This is a genomic window from Kitasatospora sp. NPDC127121 (genome assembly GCF_042677305.1).
Taxonomy (GTDB): Bacteria; Actinomycetota; Actinomycetes; order Streptomycetales; family Streptomycetaceae; genus Kitasatospora.
In genome coordinates this window covers 1-26,053 of record NZ_JBHXTQ010000075.1, presented here as the reverse complement: position 1 = coordinate 26,053, position 26,053 = coordinate 1, and the positions used below count along the sequence as shown (strand labels likewise).

22 protein-coding genes are annotated in these 26,053 nt (G+C 73.1%); 12 read left to right on the top strand and 10 right to left on the bottom strand.

The features are described 5' to 3' along the window. The first annotated feature begins 10 nt into the window (after positions 1 to 10). On the top strand, positions 11 to 484 hold the full coding sequence (locus ACFVHI_RS29225) for a hypothetical protein (protein WP_380344378.1): 474 nt from the start codon (positions 11 to 13) through the stop codon (positions 482 to 484). 21 nt (positions 485 to 505) lie between these two features. Here ACFVHI_RS29225 and cyaB read toward each other — a convergent pair whose 3' ends face one another. From cyaB to ACFVHI_RS29210, 3 genes are all read right to left on the bottom strand, one after another. Beyond that, positions 506 to 1,075, bottom strand: a complete 570-nt coding sequence (gene cyaB / locus ACFVHI_RS29220; RefSeq protein WP_380344375.1) for a class IV adenylate cyclase — start codon at positions 1,073 to 1,075, stop codon at positions 506 to 508. A 112-nt stretch (positions 1,076 to 1,187) separates the two neighbouring features. Continuing rightward, a complete protein-coding gene (locus tag ACFVHI_RS29215) occupies positions 1,188 to 1,769 on the bottom strand; it encodes an HD family hydrolase (protein WP_063346518.1) in 582 nt (193 codons plus the stop codon). Between the two features lie 13 nt (positions 1,770 to 1,782). Next, positions 1,783 to 2,895 (bottom strand): helix-turn-helix domain-containing protein, encoded by a 1,113-nt coding sequence (locus tag ACFVHI_RS29210; RefSeq protein ID WP_380344372.1) that lies wholly within the window; start codon positions 2,893 to 2,895, stop codon positions 1,783 to 1,785. A gap of 266 nt (positions 2,896 to 3,161) precedes the next feature. Between ACFVHI_RS29210 and ACFVHI_RS29205 the strand changes: the two genes are divergently transcribed. From ACFVHI_RS29205 to ACFVHI_RS29190, 4 genes are all read left to right on the top strand, one after another. Then, complete coding sequence (locus tag ACFVHI_RS29205; protein WP_244293278.1) at positions 3,162 to 3,338, top strand: hypothetical protein; 177 nt, start codon at positions 3,162 to 3,164, stop codon at positions 3,336 to 3,338. Beyond that, entirely contained in the window at positions 3,335 to 4,522 is a 1,188-nt protein-coding gene (locus tag ACFVHI_RS29200; protein ID WP_380344369.1) for a methyltransferase domain-containing protein, read from the top strand. The genes ACFVHI_RS29205 and ACFVHI_RS29200 overlap by 4 nt, the downstream gene beginning before the upstream one ends. Positions 4,523 to 4,709: 187 nt before the next feature. After that, positions 4,710 to 4,934 carry a hypothetical protein gene (locus tag ACFVHI_RS29195; RefSeq protein ID WP_380344367.1) on the top strand — a complete coding sequence of 75 codons (225 nt, stop codon included), beginning with the start codon at positions 4,710 to 4,712 and terminating at the stop codon, positions 4,932 to 4,934. Positions 4,935 to 4,942: 8 nt separating this feature from the next. Then, a complete protein-coding gene (locus tag ACFVHI_RS29190) occupies positions 4,943 to 6,103 on the top strand; it encodes an XRE family transcriptional regulator (protein WP_380344364.1) in 1,161 nt (386 codons plus the stop codon). A 55-nt stretch (positions 6,104 to 6,158) separates the two neighbouring features. Here ACFVHI_RS29190 and ACFVHI_RS29185 read toward each other — a convergent pair whose 3' ends face one another. Continuing rightward, positions 6,159 to 6,761 (bottom strand): superoxide dismutase, encoded by a 603-nt coding sequence (locus tag ACFVHI_RS29185; RefSeq protein WP_380344361.1) that lies wholly within the window; start codon positions 6,759 to 6,761, stop codon positions 6,159 to 6,161. Positions 6,762 to 6,936: 175 nt separating this feature from the next. Between ACFVHI_RS29185 and tsaD the strand changes: the two genes are divergently transcribed. Both tsaD and ACFVHI_RS29175 read left to right on the top strand, forming a co-directional pair. Continuing rightward, the gene (gene tsaD, locus ACFVHI_RS29180; protein WP_380344412.1) at positions 6,937 to 7,989 is read left to right on the top strand and encodes a tRNA (adenosine(37)-N6)-threonylcarbamoyltransferase complex transferase subunit TsaD; all 1,053 of its coding nucleotides are present in this window, start codon (positions 6,937 to 6,939) and stop codon (positions 7,987 to 7,989) included. A 211-nt stretch (positions 7,990 to 8,200) separates the two neighbouring features. Beyond that, the gene (locus tag ACFVHI_RS29175) at positions 8,201 to 10,486 is read left to right on the top strand and encodes a M9 family metallopeptidase (protein WP_380344358.1); all 2,286 of its coding nucleotides are present in this window, start codon (positions 8,201 to 8,203) and stop codon (positions 10,484 to 10,486) included. A gap of 107 nt (positions 10,487 to 10,593) precedes the next feature. Here ACFVHI_RS29175 and ACFVHI_RS29170 read toward each other — a convergent pair whose 3' ends face one another. Then, positions 10,594 to 11,082: a DUF5990 family protein gene (locus tag ACFVHI_RS29170; protein WP_380344355.1), complete on the bottom strand. Its 489-nt coding sequence runs from the start codon at positions 11,080 to 11,082 to the stop codon at positions 10,594 to 10,596. Positions 11,083 to 11,589: 507 nt separating this feature from the next. Here ACFVHI_RS29170 and ACFVHI_RS29165 point away from each other — a divergent pair. Next, entirely contained in the window at positions 11,590 to 12,636 is a 1,047-nt protein-coding gene (locus ACFVHI_RS29165) for a cytochrome P450 (protein ID WP_380344352.1), read from the top strand. 39 nt (positions 12,637 to 12,675) lie between these two features. Further along, positions 12,676 to 13,701 carry a JmjC domain-containing protein gene (locus tag ACFVHI_RS29160; RefSeq protein WP_380344349.1) on the top strand — a complete coding sequence of 342 codons (1,026 nt, stop codon included), beginning with the start codon at positions 12,676 to 12,678 and terminating at the stop codon, positions 13,699 to 13,701. 138 nt (positions 13,702 to 13,839) lie between these two features. Here the strand turns inward: ACFVHI_RS29160 and ACFVHI_RS29155 are convergent, their stop codons facing one another. The 3 genes from ACFVHI_RS29155 to ACFVHI_RS29145 all read right to left on the bottom strand — a co-directional run bounded on the left by ACFVHI_RS29155 (position 13,840) and on the right by ACFVHI_RS29145 (position 19,782). Continuing rightward, on the bottom strand, positions 13,840 to 15,852 hold the full coding sequence (locus ACFVHI_RS29155) for an ATP-binding cassette domain-containing protein (protein WP_380344346.1): 2,013 nt from the start codon (positions 15,850 to 15,852) through the stop codon (positions 13,840 to 13,842). Between the two features lie 386 nt (positions 15,853 to 16,238). Next, complete coding sequence (locus ACFVHI_RS29150) at positions 16,239 to 19,451, bottom strand: type 2 lanthipeptide synthetase LanM family protein (protein ID WP_380344343.1); 3,213 nt, start codon at positions 19,449 to 19,451, stop codon at positions 16,239 to 16,241. A gap of 151 nt (positions 19,452 to 19,602) precedes the next feature. Beyond that, on the bottom strand, positions 19,603 to 19,782 hold the full coding sequence (locus tag ACFVHI_RS29145; protein WP_063346527.1) for a hypothetical protein: 180 nt from the start codon (positions 19,780 to 19,782) through the stop codon (positions 19,603 to 19,605). 368 nt (positions 19,783 to 20,150) lie between these two features. On the opposite strand from ACFVHI_RS29145, the gene ACFVHI_RS29140 reads away from it, so the two are divergent. Beyond that, complete coding sequence (locus tag ACFVHI_RS29140; RefSeq protein ID WP_380344340.1) at positions 20,151 to 20,735, top strand: hypothetical protein; 585 nt, start codon at positions 20,151 to 20,153, stop codon at positions 20,733 to 20,735. 40 nt (positions 20,736 to 20,775) lie between these two features. On the opposite strand, the gene ACFVHI_RS29135 is transcribed toward ACFVHI_RS29140, so the two are convergent. Together ACFVHI_RS29135 and ACFVHI_RS29130 are read right to left on the bottom strand one after the other, a co-directional pair. Then, a complete protein-coding gene (locus ACFVHI_RS29135) occupies positions 20,776 to 23,193 on the bottom strand; it encodes an FtsX-like permease family protein (RefSeq protein WP_380344337.1) in 2,418 nt (805 codons plus the stop codon). Then, positions 23,190 to 23,879 (bottom strand): ABC transporter ATP-binding protein, encoded by a 690-nt coding sequence (locus ACFVHI_RS29130; protein WP_380344334.1) that lies wholly within the window; start codon positions 23,877 to 23,879, stop codon positions 23,190 to 23,192. Before ACFVHI_RS29130 ends, ACFVHI_RS29135 begins: the two co-directional genes overlap by 4 nt. A 206-nt stretch (positions 23,880 to 24,085) precedes the next feature. Between ACFVHI_RS29130 and ACFVHI_RS29125 the strand changes: the two genes are divergently transcribed. Then, positions 24,086 to 25,327 carry a sensor histidine kinase gene (locus ACFVHI_RS29125; RefSeq protein ID WP_380344331.1) on the top strand — a complete coding sequence of 414 codons (1,242 nt, stop codon included), beginning with the start codon at positions 24,086 to 24,088 and terminating at the stop codon, positions 25,325 to 25,327. Continuing rightward, the gene (locus ACFVHI_RS29120; protein ID WP_380344328.1) at positions 25,324 to 26,016 is read left to right on the top strand and encodes a response regulator; all 693 of its coding nucleotides are present in this window, start codon (positions 25,324 to 25,326) and stop codon (positions 26,014 to 26,016) included. The genes ACFVHI_RS29125 and ACFVHI_RS29120 overlap by 4 nt, the downstream gene beginning before the upstream one ends. Positions 26,017 to 26,053: the final 37 nt, after the last annotated feature.

Below are 26,053 nucleotides of genomic sequence, written 5' to 3'. Positions count from 1 at the left end.
AGGGATCGCAGTGCGAATCGGAATCACGGGGCACCGGGGGCTGGCGGCCGGGGTGGAGGAGCAGGTTCGACGGCTGCTCGAAGACGCTCTCGCGGGCGAGGACCTGACTGGGCTCACGGTCGTGTCCTGCATCGCGGACGGGCCGGACGCGTGGATCGCGGAGATCGCGCTCGAACGGGGGGCGCGGCTGGAGGTCGTCATTCCGGCGGATCAGTACCGGGATGGGCTGCCGGGCTGGCATCACCCCGTCTACGACCGGCTGTTGAGCAGTGCCGACGCCGTTCACCGAACAGGCCGGGTGGAGTCCGACGAAGCCGCCCACATGGCGGGGAGCGAGGTCCTGGTAGCCCAGGTCGACAAGCTCCTCGCCGTCTGGGACGGCCTGCCGGCCCGCGGCCACGGCGGGACGGCGGACATGGTCGCCTACGCCCGCCAGCGCGGCGTGCCGGTTGAGGTGCTGTGGCCCCAGGGGGCACGCCGGTGAATGCGGAATGAGGTCTATCAGTCAGGCCGGTCGCGCCGCCGCTACCGCGTCGGTGTAGAGCTCGGTGGTCAAGTCGGCGTCTTTGATGCCGAGTTCGGACAGCACCGCACGGACCAGGGCGAGGGCCGGCGCGAGGTCGGCCTCCGTGGCGGCCGTCGTCTCGACCTCGATGAACGTGGCGTCGTCCAACTCGGGAACGCGAACGAGCGTGGCGAGCAGGTGCCTCCCGTCGCGCTGGAAGCCGTAGTTGCGGCACCGCTTCTCGAACGTGATGCGAGGGGTGAAGCCCAGGCCCCGGATGATCTCGTGCGCGGCATCGGCGTCCTCGACCTTCGTCTCGGACTCCGGCTTCGACCCGGACGCCTCGTCCACCCGTGCCCCCTTGTACGTGAGCACCGTGCGCGTGTCGTCCGGGCTGTGCACGGTACGGATCCGCAACTCGCGATCGGCGCCCATCAGGCTGCCGTCCGGGGCGTCGTAGTACGTGTCGCGGTAGACCTCGGCGCGGCCGGCACCGTGCCGGGCCTCCAGTTGCCTGCGCACGCCTTCCGGGTCGCGCACGACCGCCTTGAGCTCCGCTTCGATCGCCATCCTCGCCCCTCCGTCAGATCACGCGCTCGGCGCCGTCCACCATCACATCGAACTGCCGCCGCAAGACCGATACCGCAAGGTGCCGCCTTCAAGGCACGATCCGCGACCCGTGTCAGCTCGACTTCTCGCCGAGGGCAGCACGGAGCCAGTCGAGGGAGTCGGTTGCCAGGACGGCGTCGGCAAGTGCGTTGGCGGTCTTCGTGATGAGACGGCCACGGCTGTTGTCGATCCAGCGCTGAGCGTTCGCGTAGCCCTGCGCCTTGTACTCGACTCCCTGGATCAGGCACTCCAGCTTGTCGGCGTCCCTCGCGCAGACCGCCTCCGGAGAGTCCTTCGCTTCGTACTCCGCGACGAGATCCCGGATGGTCGAGGCAAGGATCTCCGGCATGCCGCCGACCTGGTCGGCCGTCACCGCCGCCGGGTCGGCGCCGGGCGCGTACTTCTTCCCCAGATGGTTGACGTCCCCGGTGCGCGTCTCCTGGGAGTCGTGCCAGACCGCGAGGAAGGCGGCCTGCGCCGGGTCCGCGCCTTCGAGCTTGGCAATGATCGAAGCGATCAGCGCGGTTCGCCAGGAGTGTTCGGCGACCGACTCGGGATCGCGGACGCCGGCCATCCACCAGCCCGTGCGCTTGGTCTGCTTGAGCGTCCCGGCTTCGAACAGGAACCTCGCCACCGGCGTCAGGTCGTCTGTCACTGTCTGGCCCCTCTCACGCCTCGACAAGGCGGATCGCGTAGCGGATGCTGTCGAGTTCGCGTCGCCCACGCCGCGACAGCTCCCGACCATCCAACAGCACCGGGAGCCGTTCTCGCAGGGCGCGGGCCGCAGTTCCGGAGCGCAGCAGATCCGGCCGGACCTGGAGCAGTGACCACACACTGTGGATGTTCAACTCGGCGTACCCGCACTGCGGGCCGAGCCCCTGAACGAGGTGCGCGAGGAGCTTGTCTCCGGACCACGGACCCGGCGACCGGGCAGCGATGAAGTCGTCGGAGAGTTCGAGGTACGGGACCTCGCCGACCCAGTACGCCCAGTAGTTGAGGTTCGCCATCGCGCCCGCCTCATCGGCGAGGGCCGTTTCGATGAAGTGGCTCATCCGATCCCGGTCACCGTGGCGGGCGGAGACCATGGCGACGGAACGGGAGTTGAGCCAGTGACTCAGCCAGTCGTTCGGCCGCTCGGAACGCTGCTGGTGGGCGAGCCACTCCCGCGTGTCACCCTGTTCGTCGTATCCGGCCAGGTACAGCGCTTGGCGGCGGGCGAGGAACTGGTCCGCTCCACGCGCTTCCTCGGCCGCGCGCCGCAGGTGCGTGTAGAACCGGGTGCGGTCGGGGGCGAGAAGTTCCGGTCCGGCCGGCGCTGGGCCCTTGCGTGGACGCGGCGGGGCCGGGAGGTCGCGAACAGTCTGCGGCGCTGCACCGCTGAGCGGCCACATGAGAATCTCCACGAGGTCGCGCCGTATCACCACCGCCCCAAGGGGGCTCCCGGCAGCCGGCGACTTCTCCTCAACGATGCCGGCGAGCAGGATGTCCGCCTCGAAGGATCGCTCCAGTGTTTGGAGGAGTGCGGGCGCTGCGCCCACCTGCATCAGCCGATGGCGGTAGGTGAACATCTGCCCGACAGGTACGGCCGTGAGCGGGCGCCGACCACTCTCCCATCCGGCGATCGTGTCGGTCGACACGGCCAACCGCTCGGCGAAATCGTCCTGGGTGGCCCCACACTGTTCTCGTATCACCCGAAAGACGTACCCGGAGATAGTGCCCACGCGTGGGCGCCGAGGCCTCCCCTGACCATCAGTCAGGGACTGATGCGGGCTTGACTGCATGAGAGCCCCCACTTCGGGAGTTCGTGCCAACGTACCTGTACTCGCCGTCACTTCAGGTTCCGACTCCGGGACCCTACCGTCGTAGGCGTCCCCGACCGAGAGCGGTCGGAGACCCGTCAGCGGGTCTCGCTCCCTGCGACGGCGGCCCCGCTCTCATCAAGGAGCCTATCGGCCCGGGGTACGTCAGTTGGTCACTGTCACGTCCGTACACCTGGGCAAGCGCTCCACACGACAATCATCGCGAACAGGACAGGTAGGAGGCACCCATGGGATGGGGAACCGGCAAGGACGGAAGCTCCGGTGGCGGCAGCGGGGGCAACGACGGCGGGCAGGGCAAGCACGCGAATAAGGACCGGAAGGACTTCGGGAAGGACAAGACGACCCCGGACACCTCGTCCGGGTCGTCGGCCGCCAAGCACCGCAAGGACGGCGACGGGAAGTGACGAGCCCGCAGAACGACCTGGAGCAGGCCGCCACGAAAGGCCTGCTCCGGGCGGTATCCCGCTCCCTCGGCCACGATGTGTCCGATGAGTGGCGAAGGGCCGCAGAGGCGACCCCGCGCCATCGTTTCCTCCCGGACCGGATCTGGCTTGCCGACGGTGACGGCTACCGGCTCTGCGACCGTGAACGTGAACCCGACCGCTGGCTCGCCGCCGCCGGTTCGGACGTTCCCGTGGTGACACAGGTCAACGACGGAGCGGAGCCGACGGATGTAGCCGATGCGTGGCCGTCGTCCTCGGCCTCCGAGCCGTCCGTCGTCTTCCAGATGCTCGAACTCCTGGGCATCGCACCGGGAATGCGGGTCCTGGAGATCGGCGCGGGCACCGGGTTCAACGCCGCGCTCCTCTCCCACCGGCTGGGCGACACCAACGTGACCACGATCGACATCGACCCCACCGTGGCCGAACTCGCCCGGTCCAACCTCAAGGCCAACGGCTACGCACCCGCCGTCGTCTGCGGCGACGGAAGCCTCGGCTGGAGCGGCGAAGCGCCGTTCGACCGCGTGGTGGCCACCTGTTCGGTGAGACGGGTTCCGTACGCCTGGATCGAACAGACCAAGCCCGGCGGCGTCATCCTCACCCCCTGGTGCGACGACTGGAGCCACGGCGGCCTGCTCCGCCTCACCGTGGGCGGCGACGGCACCGCCACCGGCCGCTACACCGCCGACAGCGCCTTCATGCTGATGCGCAACCAGCGCCGCGACCTCCGCCTCTTCCGGGACGTCGTCATGGACGAGCACGTTCCGGACGAGTCCACGACCACGCTCGACCCCTGGGCCGTCGCCGGCTCGGAGTTCGAGACCCAGTTCGCCCTCGGGCACCGCCTCGGCGACCTCTGGTACGCCTGGCACCACGATCCCGATCTCGACGACGTCGAGACGCGCCTCTGGGTGGCCACGACCGACGGCGGCTCCTGGGCCGCCGTCGACTGGGACGGCACCGAGAACACCGAGCGGTACACGGTCTGGCAGCACGGCCCGCGCCGCCTGTGGGACGAAGTCGAGGCCGCCCACCGCTGGTGGCTGGACAATGACCGCCCCGGTCCGAGCCGCCTCGGCCTCACCATCGGCCCCGGCGGCCATCAGGCCTGGCTGGACGACCCGACGAATGCGTGGCCCCTGCCGTAGGGGAATGGATCGCCCATCGCATTCGGCACGGCCCCGGATCGCCAGTCCGGGGCTGCTTGCCTGAATTCGATCGGATGTTCCAGGTGGTCAACAGCCCGACAACTGGTCACGTGGAGAGCGGAATTGGCGTTATCTTGGATCGGGTGTCGAGCTGAGCCGGAGGGGCGTGGTGGATCGCCGGGGATTCGTGGCCGCCTCCAGTGCGTACGCGCTTGCGGCGTTGGGCCTGCCTGATCCAGACGCCATCCTGCGGCGGACGCGGCTGAAGACTGATGCGAATGTGAAGGTCGGCCGGGGCGAGGTCGCAGCGATCCGCCGGATGACGAAGTCGCTGGGCGACGCGGCCGCCGAGCTCGGTGGCGGCCATGCCCGCCATCTCGCCGTCCGCTCGACGAACGGGCTGCGGCGTTAGGGTGAATCGTGGCAGACGACCAACTGGGCCCGTCCGACAGTCGGGAGCAGTGGCGACGGGTTCGAATGTTCTTGAATGATCACCGCTTCGCGCTGACCAGCCGGCTCCTGACTGAAGTCCCTCCCGAACGGCTGGTCCCGGGGACTCCGTTGCTGGCTCGCCGGCACTGGATTCCGGACCAGCCGGTGCCGCTGGAGCGCGTCCGGCTGCGGTGGGTGCCGGACGCGCCGGAGGCCGAGCTGGACGGCGGCGAGCCGGAGCTCGACCGCATCCGCCCGTACCGGGTTGATGGAACCGCCCATCGCCGCTATGCCGACGCTGTTGGGGAGCTCGCCAGGCCCAGGCTGTTCGAGGATCGAAGCTGCTACCGCCTGCTCGATGTCGGGACGTCTGCGGGCGATCCGACGCTGACGTTCGGCCGCGGCCGGTACTTCGACGTGATCAACATCTGTGAGGCCGTCGCACACGAGTACGCGGCGGCGGTCCTGGCGGGCTCGGCCGCCACGCCCTTCCGGGCCGCCATCGGCGATCCGACCGATCTCACGCGCCGGCCGGTCATGGCGGCCATCAGCACGCTGACCATCCGGCACGATCGCAGCACCGGCGAAGCGGAGTTCGTGCTGCACTGGCGTGATCCCGAGAAGGTCGCCAGCGGCGGGGGTCTCTTCCAGGTGATGCCGGTCGGGATGTTCCAGGCCTCGCACGACGCGCCATGGAACGAGGGGAACGACTTCGACCTCTGGCGGGCGATCCTGCGGGAGCTGAGCGAGGAGTTGCTCGGCAGCACCGAGGACTACGGGAGCGACAGGGCGCCGATCGACTACGCCGCCTGGCCACTCGACAAGTCGCTCACCGCGGCGCGCGCGGACGGCCGCCTGCGGGTGTTCTGGCTGGGCCTCGGGATGGATCCGCTGACGTTCGTCACCGACATGCTGACCGTGGCCGTGTTCGACGCCGAGCTGTTCGACGACACGTTCCGGCGCATCGTCTCGACCAACGACGAAGGCCACCGCGTTGGCCTGGAGGACGCCACCGGACGCTCGGCCGGCATCCCGTTCACGGCCGAGCAGGTGGATCGCCTCACCGGTGCGGAGCCGATGCAGCCCGCCGGCGCGGCGCTCCTGCGGCTCGCCTGGCGGCACCGGAAGGCGTTGTTGCAGCTCTCCTGACACAAGGAAGGCCCCGGACCGCCCGACCGGTCCGGGGCCGTTCACCTAGTGCGCGTCAGACGGTCTTGGCGGCCGCGAAGCGGGACGAGACGTCCTGCCAGTTGACGACGTCCCAGAGCTTCTCGACGTAGTCGGGGCGGACGTTGCGGTACTGCAGGTAGTACGCGTGCTCCCAGGCGTCGAAGGCGAGCAGCGGGGTGGTGCCCTGGCCGACGTTGCCGTGGTGGTCGTAGACCTGCTCGACGATCAGGCGCTTGCCGAGGGGCTCCCAGGAGAGGATGCCCCAGCCGGAGCCCTGCACGCCGGTGGTGGCGGTGGTGAGCTGCTTGCGGAAGGCCTCGAAGCTGCCGAAGTGCTCGGTGATGGCGTCGGCCAGCTCGCCCTCGGGGCGGTCGCCGCCCTCCGGGGAGAGGTTCTGCCAGAACAGCGAGTGCAGCACGTGGCCGGACAGGTGGAAGGCGAAGGTCTTCTGCAGGCCGACCAGGCCGCCGAACTGCTCCTTGTCGCGCGCCTCGGCCAGCTGGTCCAGGGTGTCGTTCGCACCCTTGACGTAGGCGGCGTGGTGCTTGGAGTGGTGCAGTTCGAGGATCTCGGGGGACATCGCCCGCTCAAGCGCGGAGTAGTCGTACGGCAGGTCGGGAAGCGAGTAGGTGCCCATGCTGGGACACAGCCCCTTTCGATGAACAGTGATGATCGTGCCGGGACAACACTATTGCGTATGAGTTGCAGGAACGAAGCATGGGCTCCTGCTTATTCCTCACGTCTCGTCGGGCACAATGGTCGCGAGTGCATGTAATGAGTGATGAGGGTGAGTGACTGTGACAGGGTCACCGGTGGTGCTGGGGATCGAGTCCTCCTGCGACGAGACCGGCGCGGGTCTGGTCCGGGACGGCGTACTGCTCGGGCAGGCGGTGGCGTCGTCGATGGACGAGCACGCCCGCTTCGGCGGGGTGGTGCCGGAGATCGCCGCCCGGGCGCACGTCCACGCGATGGCGCCGGTGGTCGGCGAGGCGCTGGCGCGGGCCGGGCTGACGCTCGCCGACATCGGCGCCGTCGCGGTGACGACCGGTCCGGGGCTGGCCGGGGCGCTCCAGGTCGGGGTGGCCGCGGCCAAGGGCTACGCGTTCTCGCTCGGCGTCCCGCTGTACGGGGTGCACCACCTGGCCGGGCACGTCGCCGCCGCGACGCTGGACGGCGGGCCGCTGCCGAACCCCTGCGTGGTGCTGATCGTCTCGGGCGGGCACACCTCGCTGCTGCTGGTGCGCGACCTCGCCCGCGATCCGATCGTCCACCTCGGCGACACCCTGGACGACGCGGCCGGCGAGTGCTTCGACAAGGTCGCCCGGATCCTCGGCCTCCCCTACCCCGGCGGGCCGGCGATCGACCGGGCGGCCCGGGACGGCGACCCGACGGCCGTCCGCCTGCCGCGGCCGCTGACCGGACCGCGGGACGACCCGTACGCGTTCTCGTTCTCCGGGCTCAAGACGGCCGCCGCCCGCTGGGTGGAGGCGCGGCGCTCGGGCGGCTCGGACCCGTACGTCCCGGACGCGGCGGCCGGGTTGCAGGAGGCGATCGCCGACGTGCTGACCCGCAAGGCGGTGCGGGCCTGCACCGATCACGGGATCGGCACCCTGGTCGTGGTCGGCGGGGTCGCGGCCAACTCCCGGGTGCGGTCGCTGGCCGAGGAGCGCTGCGCGGCGGCCGGGATCGCGCTGCGGGTGCCGCCGCTGAGGCTCTGTACGGACAACGGGGCGATGGTGGCGGCGATCGGCGATCTGCTGGTCCGCTCCGGCGCCGAGCCGGCTCCGGCGGAGCTGTCGGTGGATCCGTCGGCGCCGCTGGAGTTCGCGGCGTTGACGCCGTTGGCGCGGACTGCCGTGGTCTGACGGCGGGTTGATCCGCCGTCGGGCCGACCTGACGGGGTGCGCCGGCCTGACGCGGCGCGCCGACCTGACAACGGTTCGATCTCGCCCGACGCGAATCCGTTCCCAAGCCTTCCCCCGGCCGCAACAGGTGTGACATTTTACATGTCACACATCAGGAACCGTGTGCCCCCAATCACACGGCAACCCTCAACGGCCCCGGAGGCCCCCACAGATGCGTCCCTCCCGGATAGCGAAGGCCGGCGCGCGCAGACTCCCTGCGCTCGGCGTCGCCTTCTTCCTCGCACTCGGTCTCTTCGCACCCCAGGCCCACGCCGCCGACGCCCCTGCGGCCCACGCCTCGACCACCCCCACCGGCAAGGCGGCCGCACCGCACTCCGTGCCCGTGCCCAAGTCCCCCGACACCCCGAAGGACGCCCGCCCGCTGGCCGCCGACGAGCAGGCCAAGGCGACCGCCCCGACGGCGGCCAGCACCACCGGGGCCGGCGTCGACGCCAAGGCCGACAAGGCCGCCAAGCAGCTCGCGGCCGCCCCCGCCTGCGACGTCTCCGCCTTCACCGGCAACACCGGGGCCGCGCTCGTCCAGCGGGTCAAGGCCGCCGGCCTCGACTGCGTCAACACGCTGTTCACCCTGACCGGCAACGACGCCAAGGCCGCGTTCAACGAGGCCCAGATGGCCACCGTCGCCAACGCCCTGCGGGACGTCTCCGCCACCTACCCCGGCGACGACTCCACCTCCGCCGGCCAGCTGGTCCTGTTCCTGCGCGCCGGCTACTACGTGCAGTGGTACAACCCGGATGTGGTCGGCCCGTACGGCGCCACCCTGCAGACCGCCATCCGCGGCGCCCTCGACGGCCTCTTCGCCGCCCCGCACAGCAAGGACGTCACCGAGGCCAACGGCGCGACCCTCGCCGAGGCCGTCACCCTGATCGACAGCGCCCAGGAGAACGCCCGCTACACCGGCGTCGTCAAGCGCCTGCTCGCCGACTACACCGGCGCCTGGACCGGCTCGATGGCCACCGCCGTCGCCAACACCAAGACCGTCATCGAGCGCGGCTTCGACCTCCCCGCCTTCACCGCGGCCCTCCAGGCCGACCCCTCCTTCGCCACCACCATGGCGTCCTTCGTCACCCGCAACAGCTCCCAGCTGAACGGCTCCGACCTGGTCACCTCGATCGGCATCCAGATCGGCAACCTGGTCGCCAACGACGCCACCAGGGCCCAGGGCCGGCCGATCGTCAAGGACCTGGTCAACCGGTACCCGCTGGTCGGCGCCACCGCCCCGCTCACCATGAACCTGGTCTGGTTCGCGGAGAAGAAGGACACCGGCAACTGCGCCTACTACGGCACCTGCGACCTGGCCGCCCGGCTCGTCCCGCTCGTGCTCACCGTCGACCACACCTGCAACGCCAACCTGCGCATCCGCGCCCAGGACATGACCGCGCAGCAGCTCGCCGACACCTGCACCAGCCTGATCAACGAGGACCAGTTCTTCCACCAGGTGGTCAAGGACAACGGCCCGGTCGCCAACGACAACAACACCAGCCTTGAGGTCGTCGTCTTCGACGACTACTACGACTACAGCCTCTACGCCTGGAAGATGTACGACATCGCCGTCGACAACGGCGGCATGTACGAGGAGGGCGACCCGGCCAAGGCCGGCAACCAGGCCCGCTTCATCGCGCACGAGGCCGACTGGCTGCGCCCCGCCTTCCAGATCTGGAACCTCAACCACGAGTACACCCACTACCTCGACGGCCGCTACGACTTCTACGGCGACTTCAACGCCGGCATGACCACCCCCACCGTCTGGTGGGTCGAGGGCCTCGCCGAGTACATCTCGTACAGCTACCGGGGCGTCCACTACGACGCCGCCGTCGCCCAGGCCGGCAAGGGCACCTACGCGCTGAGCACCCTCTTCGACAACACCTACGACAACTCCGACTCCACCAAGGTCTACAACTGGGGCTACCTGGCCGTGCGCTACATGCTCCAGTCGCACCCGCAGGACGTCGACGCGCTCCTCGCCAAGTACCGCGTCGGCGACTGGGCCGGCGCCCGCACCCTGCTCAAGACCACCATCGGCACCCGCTACGACGCCGACTTCGCCACCTGGCTCAAGGCCTGCGGCGCCGACAACTGCGGCAGCCTGCCCACCAGCCAGGCCCCGCTGTGCACCGCCGGCGACACCCGGCAGTACGACAAGAACTGCCGCCGCGACGGCGTCGCCGCCACCACCGGCAACTACAGCTACAACTTCCTCAACCTGCCCGCCGGCGTGAAGCAGCTGACCATCACCACCAGCGGCGGCACCGGCAACGCCGACCTCTACTACAACGGGGGTGCGTGGGCCACCACCGGGTCGAACCTGGCCAAGTCCACCAACGCCGGCAACGGCGAGACCCTCACCATCACCAACCCGCCGTCCGGCTGGGTGTACTTCAGCCTCTACGCCCAGCAGGGCTTCGGCGGCGTGAGCGTCACCACGACGTACAACTGACCTGCGCACACCGGACATCGAGGAGGGCCCCGCGTGCGGCGGGGCCCTCCTCGCGCGTTCGGGCCCCTCGCACTCAGCCCTCCTCGCCCGTTCGGACCCCCTCGCACTCAGCCCTCCGCCGACCAGGTCACCACGGGCGGGCGGACGGCGGCGCACAGCGGACGGCCCTTGGCATCCGTCAGCCGCAGCCGGGCCACCAGGACGCCGCGCTCCACCGCCGCCTCGACGACCTCCCGGTCGACCGCCGCCAGCAGCAGCTTGGCCCGGCGGAACAGCGCCCAGCCGTCACCGTTCCCGGTCACCCAGTTCAGGTAGACGAACCGGGCGCCGGGGCCGCCCTGCACGTACCGGCCGGTGAGGTCCACTCCGCCGGCGAGGTCCACTGTGCCGGGGAGGTCCGCGCCACCCGGCGCCGGCCTCGCCTCGCACTCCAGCGACCAGCGGGCGCGCGGCGCGTCCCCCGGGAACAGGTCGAGCAACTCGGCCGGGCGGCCCCGGCGTTGGACGGCGACGTACAGGTCCCGGTAGCCCGGGAAGCCCGGCGCGGCGGCACACTCACGCCCCGGCAGGTCGGTGGCCTCAATCCTCAGCTCCATACCGATATGGTCCCCCACCGCACGCCTCGGGAAGTTATAACGATCGGCCATCTAATGCGCCGCACAATCCGGACCGGCGAGGAGGTCATCCTTTGTCAAAAGAGTGTCAGGAGCCCTAGCTTTCGGTTAAGGTCCGGAGTTAGATGAAAGTCGGTTCGGGGTTCCGATCGGAATACCGAATTTCCGCCAAGCCGCGGGCATCCTTGCTCCACCGTGCCTGCCATCCCGGGAATGGAGAGTACCCATGAAGATGATCAAGGCTATCGTGAAGAAGTTCAAGCGTGACGAGGACCTCGCCGACCACTCGTGGATCGCGCACGTCATCTGACGCATTGTCACCAACGGGGGCCGTGGCCGAGCCACGGCCGGGCCGCGGCCCCCGCCGGCGCTGCAGAGCGCCCCACCCTTTCACCTGCCCGGAGTTCCCCCGCCTGCCCGGAGTTCTCCGCCCGCCGGGGGAATCCATTCCATCGCCATTTCATTGGAGGCGGGATTCTCATGGAAGAAATGGCGCCGACAGCCGGGCGCAGCCATTCCATTGTTTACGCCCCGAAGATCCAGGACCTGCTGACCAGGGAAGAAAAGGTATTCCGGATCGACGCCCGCACGGTCGGCGTCTCCGACAGCGAGCTGATGGCCGAAATCGTCGCGGCGCGCCCCGTGCGGTCGGCGGAGCGCTCGGTCTACAAGCCCGCCGCGGGAGCGGACATCCACCACGACAGCGCGACCCGGACGATCCGCGCGCTGGGTCAGGACGTCATGGCGGGCATCAGGACCCCGCCGCCCCCGGCACGCGGGCTGTCCGGCGCCTGGCCCTACGCGGCCACCTCCTACCTGCGCCGATGGCTCTTCGCGTCCGACCCGCTGCCGGTCTCCCTCCTGTCGAAACGCGGCGTCACCCGCTCCGACCGGCTCTCCCGGATCGTCGACCGCGCCGTCACCGTCTGGCCGGGATCCGCCGCCGAGGGCAGGAGCACCGCGCTGGCCGGGCAGATCCGCGACGCCTCCGACACCCGGGAGCGGAGGCAGGCCATCGCGCTGTACCGGCGGTCGACGGCCACCCTCTGCGACGGGGTGGCCGCACTGGCCGGCAACGCCCTGTGGCTCATGGGGCCGGACCGGGAGCGGGAGGACGCCCGCGCCGACCTCACCGAGGTCCTGTGGGAGACCCTGCGGCTGCTCCCGCCCGCGTGGATGCTGTTCCGCAACGACGGCCACGCCTACACCGGGCTGCACCCCGAGATCCGCCCCGAGGACCGCGTCGCGCTCTTCCCGCTCCTGATGCACCGCCACCCGGAGCACTGGTCCGACCCGCTGGAGTTCCGGCCCGAACGGTGGGCCGGGGTGGCGGACCCGGAGAAGACGCCCGGGTTCATGCCGTTCGGCTTCGACGGGGCCCGCTGCTGGGCCAAGCACCTGGTCGTACCCCTGGCCGAACGCCTGCTGAACGTCGCCTTCGACCACCGGCTCGCCATTCGCGGCCCGCAGCAGGAGACGCACGTCCCCCTGCGCTCCCTGCTCTCCGTACGGTTCGACGCCGCGGCCAGGGCCTGACCCGCGAGCCCCGGACACCCTGACACCACGGGACACACCATGGAATCGCCCACGCTGGCCGACTGGGTCGGCGACGTCCGCAGCTTCACCGGCCACCAGTGGCAGCGCAAGCCCGCGGTCTTCACGCCGGAGAGACTCGCCTCGCCGTTCGACCTGGACGCGTTGGACGCCGCCTTCGACACGGGGCTGCTGCGCACCCCCTACCTGGAGATGGTCCGCTCCACCAAGGTGACCGTCCCGCCCGAGGCCTACACCACGTCACGCACGGTCAACGGCACCGCGTACCACGGCTTCGCCGACCGCGCGAAGGTCCTCGCGCTCCTGGGCGTCGGGGCGACGCTGCTGCTGCGCTGCGTCGACCAGTGGCACCACCCGACGGGCGAGCTCGTGGCGCGGCTGTCCGAAGAACTCGACCGGCGCGTGGAGGCGTTCTTCTTCGTCACGCCCGCCGGCGGCCAGGGCCTCGCGGTGCACCGCGACGACGCCGACGTGTTCGTCCTCCAGGCGGCCGGACACAAGACCTGGTACGTCCACGACGCGCCGACCGCAGCGGATTGGACGCCGGGAGAACTCCCCGACGACGAGCACTCCCCGCGGCTCCTGCACAGCGTCCTCGAACCCGGCAGCGTGCTCTACGTCCCGCGCGGCTTCGCGCACCGCGCGGTCGGCGCCGCCGGCCTCTCCGCCCACCTGTCCCTCACGATCCGCGACATCTCCGTGCCGGACCTGCGGGCCGCCCTGGAACAGCGGTTGACGGACAGGCTGGACCTCCCGGCGCGCCCGCTGGGCGAGGCCGCGATCGACGGCTCCTGCGCCGCGCTCCTCGACCACGTCCGGACGAGGCTCGACACGATCGAACCGGAGGACCTGCGGCTCGCCGCCCGGGCCGCGCAGGCACGGGCGGCCCGGGCGGAGGCGGCGGCCGAGAACGCGGAGCGCGCGGAGACGTTCGCCGAGGCGGCCCGGACCTGGGAAGGCGGCGGGACCGGCGCCGGGCGGACCGGGCTGGCGTCCGTCAGCCGCACCTGGCGCAGGCTGCGCGACGCGGCCCGCACCACGCACTGACGCACTGACGCGCTGGCCCACCGGCGCAGGGCCGTCAAAGACACACACCGCGTCCGGCGGGCGCCGCCCGTCCTCCGTACCGCCGTGACGACGACGGTACGGAGGACGGTCAGCACCGGCCCTCGACGGCCGAAGGCGTCAGACCCGCTGCGCCGGGACCGTCCGGTCCCGCTGGAGGTCCAGCAGCTCACGGAACAGCCCGTCCGGGCGCGCCGCCAGCTCCGCCCAGGTGCCGGTCTGCACGATCCGGCCCCGGTCCATCACGATCACCCGGTCCGCCACCGCCGCGTTGGCGATGTTGTGCGTCACCAGCAGCGTGATCCGCCCCGGGGCGAGGGCGCGCAGCGCGTGCAGGATGCGGTGCTCGGCGCGCGGGTCCAGGTCCGAGGTCGGCTCGTCCAGGATCAGCAGCCCCGGGCTGCGCACCGTCCGGTACAGCGCCCGGGCCACCGCCGCCCGCTGCCAGCCGCCGCCCGACAACTCGGCGCCGCCCCACCAGCCCTGGGCCAGCAGCGTGCGCCAGCCCGACCGCAGCCGGGCCACGATCTCGTCGAAACCCGTCCGCGCGGCCGCCCGCTCCACGTCCGCCATCACCTGCTCGGTGAGGTGCCCCAGGTGGACGTTCTCGGCCGCCCCCAGCGGCCAGCGCGCGAACTCCTGCGGCACCCGGGCCACCCGCGACCACATGCCGTCCGCGTCCAGCTCCTGCACCGGCACGCCGTCCCAGCAGATCCGGCCGGACTGCGGCAGGTAGAGGCCGGACAGCAGCTTCAGCAGCGTCGACTTGCCGCTGCCGTTCTGCCCGATCACCGCCACCACCTCCCCGGCCCGCAGCGTCATGCTGACCCCGCACAGCGCCGGCTCCTGCTGCTCGCCGGGGTAGGCGTGCCCGAGGTCCGCGACCTCCACCAGTTGCGGCGCGTCCGGCACGATCCCGCCGCGCCGGATCCGGTGGCCTCCGGCCTCGTCCAGGAAGGTGAAGTAGTCGTCCAGGTACAGGCCCATCCGGTACAGCCGGGCGCCGTTGCCGACCAGGCCCTGCAACCCGGACGAGGCCGTCCGCAGCGCGAACGTCGCCGTACCCGCCGCCGCCAGGTCGATCCGGCCGCTCGCCACCAGGTACAGCAGCGTGCCCCAGACCAGCGCGCTGCCCGCCCCCGTGCCCAACGAGGCCAGCAGGGAGACCTTCGCCGCCTCCCTGGTCGCCCGGTCCGTCGCCTCGACGATCTTCTCCTCGGCGCGGCGGTACTTGGCCATCAGGAACGGCGTGACCTGGTCCGAACGGACCTGGTCCGCACGGGTCTTGTCGATCAGGAACCAGCGGTAGACGCGCAGCGCGCCACGGTCCTCGTTGGTGGCCACCGCCGCCAGGTAGTGGATCCGGGCCGTCCGGACGGCCGCCACCCCGGTCGGCACCGAACCCAGCAGCAGCAGCGGGACCAGCCACGGGTGGAGCGTCGCCAGGACACCCGCCGCAGCCGCCAGCGAGACCGTCGAGGCGATCACGTCCTGGGCGTTGGAGAGCAGGTCCGGCGTGGTCGAGGCACCCCGGTCGGCCGCCTCCCACTGCTCGTTGTACGCGGGCTCGTCGTACGCCCGCAGTTCGGCCGCGCACCCGGCGGCGATCAGCGCCAGCTCCGCCTCCCGGGTGACCCTCGGCGACACCCGGCCGGACAGCCCCACCACCGCGATCCCCAGCACCGCGCGCAGCGCGGCCGAGACGGTCAGCAGGAGCAGCGACGGCGCGGCGGTCCGCAGGTGCTCCCCCACCGGGCCCGCCACCAGCAGCGCGCCCAGGGCGCCGGTCGTCGCGTACAGCGCCAACGCCCCAAACACGCCCGCCAGCGCCTGGCACACCAGCAGCAGCACGGTGGACGTCCGGTCCGCCGCCCACGCCAGCGCCAGCGCGCGGCGCACCAGGTGCGGGAGGCGGCGCAGCATCGCGCTCGCCGACATCGACGCGCCGGCCTCGGCGCGGCGGTCGCCGGGGAAGCGCAGGCGCAGTTCCTCGTCGTGCCGATCCTGATCCTGGTCGTGCTGGTCCTGATCCTGGTCGTGGTCGGGCGGGGTGCGGTCGGGCGGGGTGCGGTCGGGCGGGGTCTGGTCGGGCGGGGTGTGGGGCTTCTCGGGCTTCACGATCTGTTCGGACACAGTGCTCCCTGCTCCCTGGTACGGCGGCCGGTGGCCGCAGCGGATCCGCGCGCGGGCAGCCCTCACCGCCGTGTGGGCGTGTGGGGTCGGCAGCGGTGCCGGAGGGCACTCTGCGAGGGGCTGGCTGCGGTGCGGACCCCGATCCTGGCAGCGGTCCGCCGGGCCGTCCGGCGTGTCCCGGCCGGTCTCACTCGATCCGGGCGATTCCGTGTCGGCGGCGGCGAGTTGGTGGCAATCGATCACCGGGAGGGTCCGCGATGTTCGATTCAGGGGCCGGTTGCGGTGCACTCCGGACCTGCGGTCCGACGATCACAGGAACGTCCCGGCCGAGCCCGCGCGGCCCGACCTCGCCGACCTTGCCGACCTCGCCGACCTCGCCGACCGTCTCAGCGGGTCGGCGGGTGGAGCGCGAGGAGGGAGGGGGTGATGGGGTCGGCGAGGCGGAGCAGGCCGTGGCCGGTGCCGGCGAGGCCGACCATCAGGGAGGGGCTGTGGACACCGTGCGGGAGGCCGCAGATCCAGCCGCGGGTGTCGAGGTCGTCGAGGGTGGCGTGGGCCTGCCGCAGGGCGGCGGTGCGCCAGCGGTCGCCGGCGAGGAGGAGGGGTTCGAGGTTGCCGAAGTCGCCGTGGCAGAGCGAGAAGTTGTGGCCGAAGCCCTCGCGGAGGACGGTGGTCAGGGCGGTGTCGCGTTCGGTGAGGAGCAACTCGCGGGCTTCGGGGAGGAGTTCGGCGAGTTCGGTGCGGGCGAGCGCGATGCCCGAGGCGCCGTGGCACCAGAGGGCGGGGTAGTGGGGCGCGTCGGGGCCGTCGTCCTCGCGGACGTCACGCCAGTTGGCGGCGGCCGGGTCGAACAGGGTGCGTTCGTACGCGACGGCGGCGAGGGCGAGTTGGGGCAGCCGGGGGTCGCTGAGGTGCCGGCCGGCGCGGGCGAGCGCCCAGGCGATGCCGGAGCCGCCGTGCGCGAAGCCGGCCAGCGGGCGCTTGACGGCGCCGGCGAGCGAGGCGGGCAGCCAGCCGGCGCCGCCTTCGGGGTGCGGCGCGGCGGCCCGGACGAGGCGTTCGGCGCAGGCGGCGAGGGCGTCGGTGACGGCGGGGCCGGGGCGGACGGCCGCCCAGGCGAGCAGTCCGCCGATGGTGCCCGCGTTGCCGGCGAGCAGGTCGTGCTGGGCGTCGTCGGCGGCGGTGGCGGCGCTGCGGCGCACCACCTGGGCGGCCAGGGCGTCGAGTTCGGCGTCGGGGTGGTGAGCGGCGAGGTGGGCGAGGGTGTAGAGGACGCCGCCGACGCCGGAGAGGCCGCCGCCGAGGCGGTCGGCACGTCGCCGGATTTGATGACGCAGCGTCAGTTCAGCTGCCTGGGCGGTGTTTCGGTGCTCGCGATCGCCGGTGACGGTGGCGAGCTGGTGGAGGAAGAGGGCGACGCCGGCCGTCCCGCTGTAGAGGTCGGGGCCGAGTTCGGCGGGTGCCCAGCGGCCGGGCGGGGCCCAATTGGGGCCGGCCCAGGCGAGGTCCGCGCTTCCCCGGTAGGCCTCGCGGAGGAGTTGTTCGCCGGCGTCGACGGCCTTGGCGAGGGCGCGGGAGGCCAGGTCCAGGCCTTCGGCGGGCTTCCCGGATAGCACGGGAGGGGACGTGGCCGGGTGGCGGCGCGGCTCGCGGGCGCCGTCCGCGGTGGTCACCGACAGGCGCAGCAGCTGGAGTTGGCGGGCCAGGTCCGGTTCGCCGAGGGCGTCCGCCTTGGCGAGGGCGAGGTCGAGTGCGGGCCGGTCGGTGACGCCGGGGATCAGGGCGCCGGTGGAGGAGCGGGCGTCGACGCCGTCGGGGCGGATGGTGAAGACCGGGACGTCCCCGCGCCAGAGGTCGGCGCGCTCGTGGTCGACGTAGGCGAGCGCGTGCTCCTCCCAGGCGGGGAGCGCCCAGAGCCGGTCGAAGTGGCGGTCCTGGTCGAGGCCGTCGCGGAGCAGGTCGGGGTGGCAGGCGGTGGCGAGCAGGCTGCGGTACTCGAAGGTGTCGCGGCGTAGCATCCGGGTCTCGTCGGCGGCGAACGCCCGGATGAGATCCCGGAGTTCGCCCTTGTGGGCGGCGAGCAGCCGGTAGGCCTCGGTGAAGCCGGCTTCGAGTTCGCCGACGTGGTCGGCCAGGCGCAGCGGCCGCCCGGGCGGGACGGGCCGGCTGCCGGGCGCCGCGACGGGCATCCGGCGGTACTCCAGGCGGAGCCGGTCGGTGCCCTGGTCGACCAGGACGGGGGCGGGGCGCGGCGGGAGGCTGCCCGGATCCCAGCCGAGGGCGGAGAGGTCGGTGCCGCCGTTGCCCTCGTCCCACATGCGCTCGGGCAGCAGGCCGGAGCGCAGCACCGAGTGTCGGGCCTCGTGACGGGCGAGCCGTTCGGACTCGGAGAGGTCCTTGGCGGGTTCGGGCAGGTCGGGGTGGAACAGCGCTTCCAGGTCGATCAGGACCGGCTGGTCGCGGACGGCGATCAGGTTCTGGGCGTGGCAGTCGACCGCGTCGAGGGTGTGGAGCAGCGCGGCAAGAGTGCCGGCGCGGTGGTAGAAGTCGCTCAACTCGGCGTCGTCGCGGGCTGGTTCGGCGGTGGCGTGGGCGACCCAGCCGTAGCCGTCGCGGGCCAGGTGGGCGAGGTCGTGCAGCGGCAGCCGGAGTCGGGGGTTGAGCCAGCGCAGGAGGTGCTGGAAGTGCGTCTCGGCGCCGAGCGGGCGCGGCTTGTAGACGATCCGGGTGCCGTGCTCGAAGCGCAGGGCGCTGACGGTGGCGCCGCCCCGGTGCGGGTCGCCGAGGCCGGTGGCGAGTTCGGTGAGGCGGCCGAGCGGGCGGCCGTCGGCGAAGGTGCGGGCGAGGGCGGGGAGGTCGGCGGCGAGGCGGCGGTACAGGGTGAGGCAGGTGGCGGTCCACTGTTCGGCGGCGGTGGCCAGCCGGTGCGCCAGCACCGGGTGTTCGGCGAGGAGTCGGACGGCGCGGCCGGGTTCGGTGAGCCGGTCGAGGAAGTTCCGGTACCGCTGCTCGGGGGTGTCTCCGGTCAACTCGCCGGAGAGACGGGCGACGTGGAGTTCGGTGATGACGGTGCGGACGGCTGTGGTGTGCGCGGTCGCGGTGAGTGCGGGCAGGACGAGGGCGGTGAGCTGGTCGGGGGTACCGAGGGTGGCGGGGCCGGGGGTGGCGGCGTCCGCGGTGGCGGGGCCGAGTTCGGCGAGGCCGGTGCGCAGGCGGTCGCGGGCGTCGGCGAGCAGTGGGGCGACGAGCCGGGCGAAGGCGTGCTCCTCGGGGAGGTCGAGGGTGTGCCCGGCCTCGAAGGCGGCGGCGAGGCGTTCGGCCCAGGCGGGGGTGCCGAGGCGGTCCGCGAGGTCGGCCGGGTGTTCGGCGAGCAGGGCGCGCAGCCCGTCCGGGTCGAGGCGGTCGGCGGCGAGGCGGCGCTCGAACCAGTCGTCCCGGTCGAAGGGCGGCTGGGCGCGCCAGCGGTCGAGGACCCGCCCCGCACGGTCGGCCCGTTCAGCCTGTCCGGCGCGTTGGGCGTCCGGGTCGGGCAGCGGACCGCGGGCGGCGAGCGGGACGGCTCGGGCGGCGGCCCGCCGGATTTCGGACGCGTCAACCACGGGCGGTCTCTCCATGCTCGGTTCGTGCGCGACGGTTGCGGTGCTTGGTGCCCGACGGTTGCGGCACCGGACGTACGCGCCCCGGCCGGGTCGTGCGTCCGCGACGCGGGCTCCGGCGGTGCGGCCGGGGTCCGCGCCGCGGACGGCGGACTCAGAAGCTGCAGACGTGGGCGCAGCTGCTCCAGCCACCACAGGTGCTGGCCTGCACCGCGGCGGTCACGTAGACCTCGTCCGACAGGTCGCCGGCCGGGTGGACCTGGTGGCCCTGGCCGAGGGTGAGCCGGAAGTCCTCGTCCTTGAGCGCGCGGACCTGCTCTGCCGTGGGCTGCATGGTGCCTCCTTCAGACATTCGGGTCTGGCACGGTCGTGCCGGGTCGGGATCCTGGCACCGCCCCACCCGCCGCACCAGGGGTGTGCCTTGCACCGGGCACAATTTTGGCCAGGGTCGAAATAGGGACGAGGCCTCCCCCGCCCGTCCCGCTCCCGCAGGCCGCGCCCGTGCCCCGGCTCGCCCGTCGGACCTCGCATCGCCCTACACCTGTCCGGAATCCAGACCACGACGGGGGACTGAACCGGGCCCCACGTTTGAACGGCCGGGCCCCGGGCAGTCCGCGCCGCCCGTCGCTCCTGTGGCCGGGCCGGGCACTGAAGGTCACGATGGAATCCGGCGACCCCCGCCCCCGGCCCGATCGGAGCGCGATGAGCGAGCAGCACAACGTCGTCCTGCTGACCTTCCCGGACGCCACCGCGTGGCGGGCGACCTTCGACGAGGCGCAGCACCTGCCGGGCCTGCGGCAGCTGGCGGCCCTGGAGCGCAGCGCCGACGGCCTGTTGGAGATCCAGGACACCTTCACCCGGGGCGCGGGCGTGACCACCGTCAGCTCCGGCGTCCTCGGCGGCCTGGTGGGACTGGTCGGCGGGCCGATCGGCGTCCTGCTCGGCTTCGCGGCGGGTGCGGCGCTCGGCAACGCGGCCGAGGAGGGCCGGGCGACGGAGGGCGGCGCCGGGCTGATCATGCTCTCGCCCCGCGTCCCGGACGGCGGCGCGCTGCTCGTCCTGGAGCTCCGGGAGTCCTCTCCCGACCGGGCCGACGACCTGGCCTCCCGGCACGGGGCCACGGTCGAGCGGATCGACGCGCAGGCCTTCGCCGAGCAGGTCCGGGCCGCCGAGCACAAGGCGGAGCAGGACACGGCGGAACAGGACCCGGCGGAGCAGAACGCAGCAGAGCAGGACACGGCGGAGGAGCCCAAGGCGGAGGGTCACCGGCCCGACAAGGGCGCCTGACCCGCCGCCCGACCCCTCACTCGACCCCTCACCCGAACCCTCACTCGGCCCGCAGCGCCTCGACCGTCCGCGCCCGGGCCGCCCGGACGGCGGGCAGCAGCGCCCCGAGCACCGCGATCAGCACGCCGCCGAGCCCGAGCAGCGCCAGCACCGGCGTGCCGAACACGTCGAGGGCCGAGGCGGGGAAGCGGAGCCCGGCGCTGCGCCCCATGGCGGGCACCGTCAGCCGGTGCAGCAGCAGCCCGACCGGGAGGCCGCTCGCGCCGCCGAGCGCGCCGACCAGGACGACCGGGGCGAGCGCCCCGCCCACGGTCTGCGCCGGGGTCATGCCGAGCGCCTTGGCGACGCCCGTGTCCCGCTTCCGCTCCCGGATCTCCAGGACGACGGTGTTGAACACCCCGAGCCCGGCGACCACGACGAGCAGCGCGGTGAGCGTGGCGGTGAGGGAGTTCAGGGCGGCGATGGAGCCGCTGGAGCCGTGCGACCCGCCTGCCTCGGCCGTCATCCGCACCGGGGCGAGGGCGGCACCGAGGGCGGTGGCGTAGGCGGCGCGGTCGGTGCCGGGCTTCAGCGCGACGGACCAGGAGTCCGGGTGCGGGGCGGCGCCGGGCGGGTAGCCGGCGGCGTCGGTGAACAGTTCGTTGGTCTGCATGTGCGGGTCGAAGACCTCGCCGACGATCCGGACGGTGACCGCCCTGCCGTGGGAGGTGAAGGTGACCTGGTCGCCGAGCGCCACCGAGGCCTCGGTGAGGAAGGTGGCCGGGGCGACGGCCTCGCCCGGGGCCCGGAACCAGCGCCCGGAGACCATCCGGTAGCCGGCCCCGGTCGCGTCGCCGTCGAACGCGGTCACCCTGGTGCTCCCCGCGACGCCGGGGACCGTCACGTCCTCGGTGCCGTCGCCGAAGTAGCCGGCCGTGCCCGGCTGGGCGTCCAGGGCGGCGGTGACGGCGGCCGGGTCGGCGGCGGCCGGCCTGGCGGGAGGCGTCGCCCCGGGCGGGCCGACGGGCCGCTGCGGGTGCACGACGACATCCGCGGTGTCGTGGTCCTTCGCCGCCTGCACCCAGGTCATCGTCCCGCCCATGCCCACCGCGAAGACCGCGGCCGCCGTGCCGAACAGCACGGCCGCGAGCATCCCGGCGGCCCGGGCCGGGCGGGCGAAGGGCTGGGCGAGGCCGAGGCTCAGCGGCCGGGGCAGCGGCAGCCGGGCGGCCAGCTCGGCGGCGCGGGCCGCCGCCCGGTCCCGCCGGGTGCCGCCCGCCGTACGGCCGACGGCGAGCACGTCCACCGTGCGCAGCCGTCCGGCGCGGACGGCGGCGGCCCAGGCGACCAGGGCGACGGCCGCCAGGGTGCCGCCGGCCACCGCGACGTCCACCCAGGGGGCGATGCCGGAGGTGCTGGTGCCGTAGATCCGCCCGGTGGTGGCGAGCACCGGGAGGGTCAGCAGGTTGCCCGCGACCACGCCGAGCAGCGTGCCGACGGTGGCCGGGATCAGTGCCTGGGCGACGTACGCGCGGACCACCTGGGCGGGCGTGCAGCCGAGCGCCTTGAGCACGCCGATCCGCCGGGTGGCGGTGCCGACGGCTCCGGCCACCACGTTCCCCGCCACCAGGACCGACATCGCCATGCCGAGCAGGCCGAAGGCGACCATGAACGGCAGGAACATCGCGGTGTTGCGGTCGGAGCCCTGCTTGGCGGTGAGCCAGGACTGGGCGCCGGTCAGCGCACCGGCGGGCGCGGCGGCGGCGACGGCGGCCCGGTCGGCGGCGAGCGCCTCGGCGGTGGCCGCCTGCGTGAAGCGGTAGAGCATCTCGTAGCCGGGGGTGCTGCCGGGCGCGGTGAGCGCGGCGAGGCCGTCCGGCGTCACCCAGGCGTCGGCGGTGCGGCTGACGGACCGGCCGAAGCCGACGACGGTGAGGGTCGGCGCGCCCGGCAGGCCGGGCAGGCGCAGTGTGCCGCCGACCTCCCGGACGGGGCTGCCGTAGCTCGCGTCGAGCACCACCTCCCCTGGCTTTTTGGGCCAACTTCCGTGCAGTAGCTCGATGTTGTCCACACCGCCGGCGGCGTCGGCGCGGCCCGCGACGGTCATCGGCTCCATCCCCTCCCCGTCCGCGCCGGTCGCACCGCCCGCGCCGGTCACGCCGTCCACGCCGGGCGCGCCTGGGCCCGGTTCGGGATCGACGGTGACGGTGCGGAACGGCCCGGCGGCGGCCGTCACCCCGGGGGCGTGCGCGGTGTCGGCGAGTTGGGCGGCGGTGGCCCGGGCGCCGTCGAAGCGCGCGGTGAGGTGGGCGCCGTGCTGGCCGCCGAAGGCCTGGTCGAAGGGCTGCTGCGAGGCGACCAGCAGCGAGCCGCCGAGGACGGAGCAGGTGGTGGCCACCAGAGCGGCCAGCCCGATCACGACGGACTGCGTGCGGCGCCGGCGGACACCCGCGCGCACCACCCTGCCCAGCGCGGTCATGCCGCCACCGCCGAGTCCGAGGCGATCCGGCCGTCCCGCATCCGGACCGTGCGGGTGGCGCAGTCCTCGGCGAGGGCCAGGTCGTGGGTGACGATCAGGATGGTCTGGCCGTCCTCGTGCAGCTCCCGGAACAGCTCCTTGACGTCCTCGCCGGAGGCCGAGTCCAGCGCGCCGGTCGGCTCGTCGGCCAGCAGCAGCGTCGGCCTGTTCATCAACGCCCTTGCCACCGCGACGCGTTGGCGCTCACCACCGGAGAGCCGGGCCGGGTGGGCGCGGGCGTGCCGGTCGATGCCGAGCGACTCCAGCAGCTCTGCGGCCCGGCGCCGGGCCTCGGCGCGCGGGACGCCCGCGAGTTCGCCGGCGAGCACCACGTTGTCGGCCACGGTGAGGTCGTCCAGCAGGTTGAAGAACTGGAACACCATGCCGATCGTGCCGCGCCGGTAGCGGGCCGAGCCCGCCTCGCCCAGCCGGTCGACCCGGACCCCGGCCACGGTGACCGTCCCGGCGCTCGGCCGGTCCAGCCCGGCCACCAGGTTGAGCAGGGTGGACTTCCCGCTGCCGGACGGGCCGAGCACCGCCACCGACTCCCCCGCCCGCACGCTCAGCGTGACCTCGTCCAGCGCCGCCCGCGCGCCCTCGTAGTGGCGGCTCACACCGCTCAGTTCGATCACCGGATCGCTGCTCATTCCCCGCTCCTCGTACGTTCCCGCCTGGTGGACGACACGAAGGTACGGACGGGCGGCGCGCACCCGCGTCCGTCGCCCGGGGCAACTTCGCTACCCCGTCCGGGCGACCCGGCGCGGCGTCATCCTTGCGAGGTAGTCGCCGGGTGTAGCGGCCACCGCCGCCCGAGGGGCTGTCCCCGACGGCTCCCGGCCCCCACAATGTCCCGGTGATCAACCTCCCGACAGCGGCGCGGCTACGCGCGGCGGCCCGCCTGGCCGAACCCCCGGGCGCCGCGCCGCCGCCCCGGCCGACCCGGCGCGGCCAGGCCTTCGACCTGGCCCTGGCCCTGTTCCTCGCCTTCGCCTGCGCCCGCTACGCCACCACCGCGAGCAGGGGTCACGGCACCGGCTGGTACGGGCCGATGCTGCTGGTGCCGCTCGTGCCGCTGCCGCTGGTGCTGCGCCGCCGCCTCCCGCTGACGGTGCTGTGGGCGGTGCTGCCGGCCGCGCTGCTGGTGCGTCACCAGTCGGAGGACATCGCGTACGCGGCCGGCGTGGCCGTCATCGTCGCCGCCTACAGCGCCGCCGCGTACGGGCGCCGCCCGGCGGCGCTGCTGCCGAGCCTGCCGGCGGCCGCCGTGACGCTGGTGGTGCTCTTCGACGACGCCAAGCTGCCGCACTTCCCCAACGCGGTGATCGCGCTGCTGGTCCTGGTGCCGGTGTTCGCGGTCGCCTACGAACTGCGGATGTGGCGCCGCCGGGTGGACGAGGAGCGCGAACGGCTGTCCGCCCTGGAGCGCGGGCGGCTGGCCGCGCTGGAGCACGCGGTGGAGCACGAACGGGCGCGGATCGCCCGGGAGTTGCACGACGTGGTGACGCACAACGTGAGCATGATGACGATCCAGGCCGGGGCCGCCCGCAAGATCCTGGACACCGCCCCGGACAAGGCCCGCGAGGCGATGGCCGCGGTGGAGGCCGGCGGTCGCGCCGCGATGACCGAACTGCGCCAGGTCATGGGCCTGTTGACGATCGACTCGGAGACCGGCGACGACCCGGCCGCGACCGCCGATCTCAGCCCGCAGCCGGGCCTGGGCCGACTGGACGCGCTGGTCGACGGCGTCCGGCGGGCCGGACTGCCGGTCGAGCTGACCGTCACCGGGGAGCGCCGGGCCGTCCCGCCCGGGGTCGAACTCGCCGCCTACCGCGTGGTCCAGGAGGCGCTCACCAACACCGTCAAGCACGCGGGCGGCGCGGATGCCGCGGTGACCGTCGAGTACGCCCCCGGCCACCTGCGGGTGGAGGTCACCGACACCGGCGGCCGGACCACCGGCGCCGCCGCGACCGGCAACGGACGCGGCCTGATCGGCCTGCGCGAACGCCTCGCCGTCTACGGCGGCACCCTGCACACCGGCCCCCGGCCGCGCGGCGGCTACCGCGTCAAGGCCCTGATCCCCCTGGAGAGTTCATGAGCGAGCAGGCGCTGCGCGTGGTGGTGGCCGACGACCAGGCCCTGGTCCGCACCGGGTTCCGGCTGATCCTCGAATCGGAGGGGATCGAGGTGGTCGCCGAGGCCGAGGGCGGCGAGCAGGCCGTCGCCGCCGTCCGCCGCAGCCGCCCGGACGTCGTCCTGATGGACATCCGGATGCCCGGCCTGGACGGGCTGGAGGCCACCCGCCGGATCCTCGCCGACACCGGCCCGGCGGACCACCCGCCGCGGGTGATCATGCTGACCACCTTCGACCTCGACCAGTACGTCTACGCCGCGATGGCGGCCGGGGCGAGCGGCTTCCTGCTCAAGGACGTCACCCCGGAGCACCTGGCCGCCGCCGTCCGGCTGGTCCGCACCGGCGACGCGCTGCTGGCCCCGGCGATCACCCGCCGCCTGGTCGAACGCTTCGCCCGCCCGGACGCCCCCGCCGCCGCCCCGCACCGCGAACTGGCCGCGCTCACCCCGCGCGAGCGGGAGGTGATGGGCCTGCTCGCCCGCGGCCTCAGCAACGCCGAACTCGCCGCCCGGCTCCAGCTCTCCGAGGCGACCGTCAAGACGCACGTGGCCCGGATCCTCGGCAAGCTGAACCTGCGGGACCGGGCCCAGGCGGTGGTCGCCGCCTACGAGACCGGGCTGGTCAGCGTCGGCACTGCGGCGCAACCCCGGTAGCGGTCCGCCATCGGCCCGGAGGCGTGCACCTCCGGGC

Coding starts and splice junctions, on each gene's coding strand:
- ACFVHI_RS29175 (WP_380344358.1), top strand. CDS start 8,201: ATGCGTCCCTCCCGGATAGCGAAGGCCGGCGCGCGCAGACTCCCTGCG.
- ACFVHI_RS29145 (WP_063346527.1), bottom strand. CDS start 19,782: ATGCAGCCCACGGCAGAGCAGGTCCGCGCGCTCAAGGACGAGGACTTC.
- cyaB (WP_380344375.1), bottom strand. CDS start 1,075: ATGGCGATCGAAGCGGAGCTCAAGGCGGTCGTGCGCGACCCGGAAGGC.
- ACFVHI_RS29130 (WP_380344334.1), bottom strand. CDS start 23,879: ATGAGCAGCGATCCGGTGATCGAACTGAGCGGTGTGAGCCGCCACTAC.
- ACFVHI_RS29140 (WP_380344340.1), top strand. CDS start 20,151: ATGAGCGAGCAGCACAACGTCGTCCTGCTGACCTTCCCGGACGCCACC.
- ACFVHI_RS29135 (WP_380344337.1), bottom strand. CDS start 23,193: ATGACCGCGCTGGGCAGGGTGGTGCGCGCGGGTGTCCGCCGGCGCCGC.
- ACFVHI_RS29205 (WP_244293278.1), top strand. CDS start 3,162: ATGGGATGGGGAACCGGCAAGGACGGAAGCTCCGGTGGCGGCAGCGGG.
- ACFVHI_RS29210 (WP_380344372.1), bottom strand. CDS start 2,895: ATGCAGTCAAGCCCGCATCAGTCCCTGACTGATGGTCAGGGGAGGCCT.
- ACFVHI_RS29120 (WP_380344328.1), top strand. CDS start 25,324: ATGAGCGAGCAGGCGCTGCGCGTGGTGGTGGCCGACGACCAGGCCCTG.
- ACFVHI_RS29170 (WP_380344355.1), bottom strand. CDS start 11,082: ATGGAGCTGAGGATTGAGGCCACCGACCTGCCGGGGCGTGAGTGTGCC.
- ACFVHI_RS29165 (WP_380344352.1), top strand. CDS start 11,590: ATGGCGCCGACAGCCGGGCGCAGCCATTCCATTGTTTACGCCCCGAAG.
- ACFVHI_RS29160 (WP_380344349.1), top strand. CDS start 12,676: ATGGAATCGCCCACGCTGGCCGACTGGGTCGGCGACGTCCGCAGCTTC.
- ACFVHI_RS29185 (WP_380344361.1), bottom strand. CDS start 6,761: ATGGGCACCTACTCGCTTCCCGACCTGCCGTACGACTACTCCGCGCTT.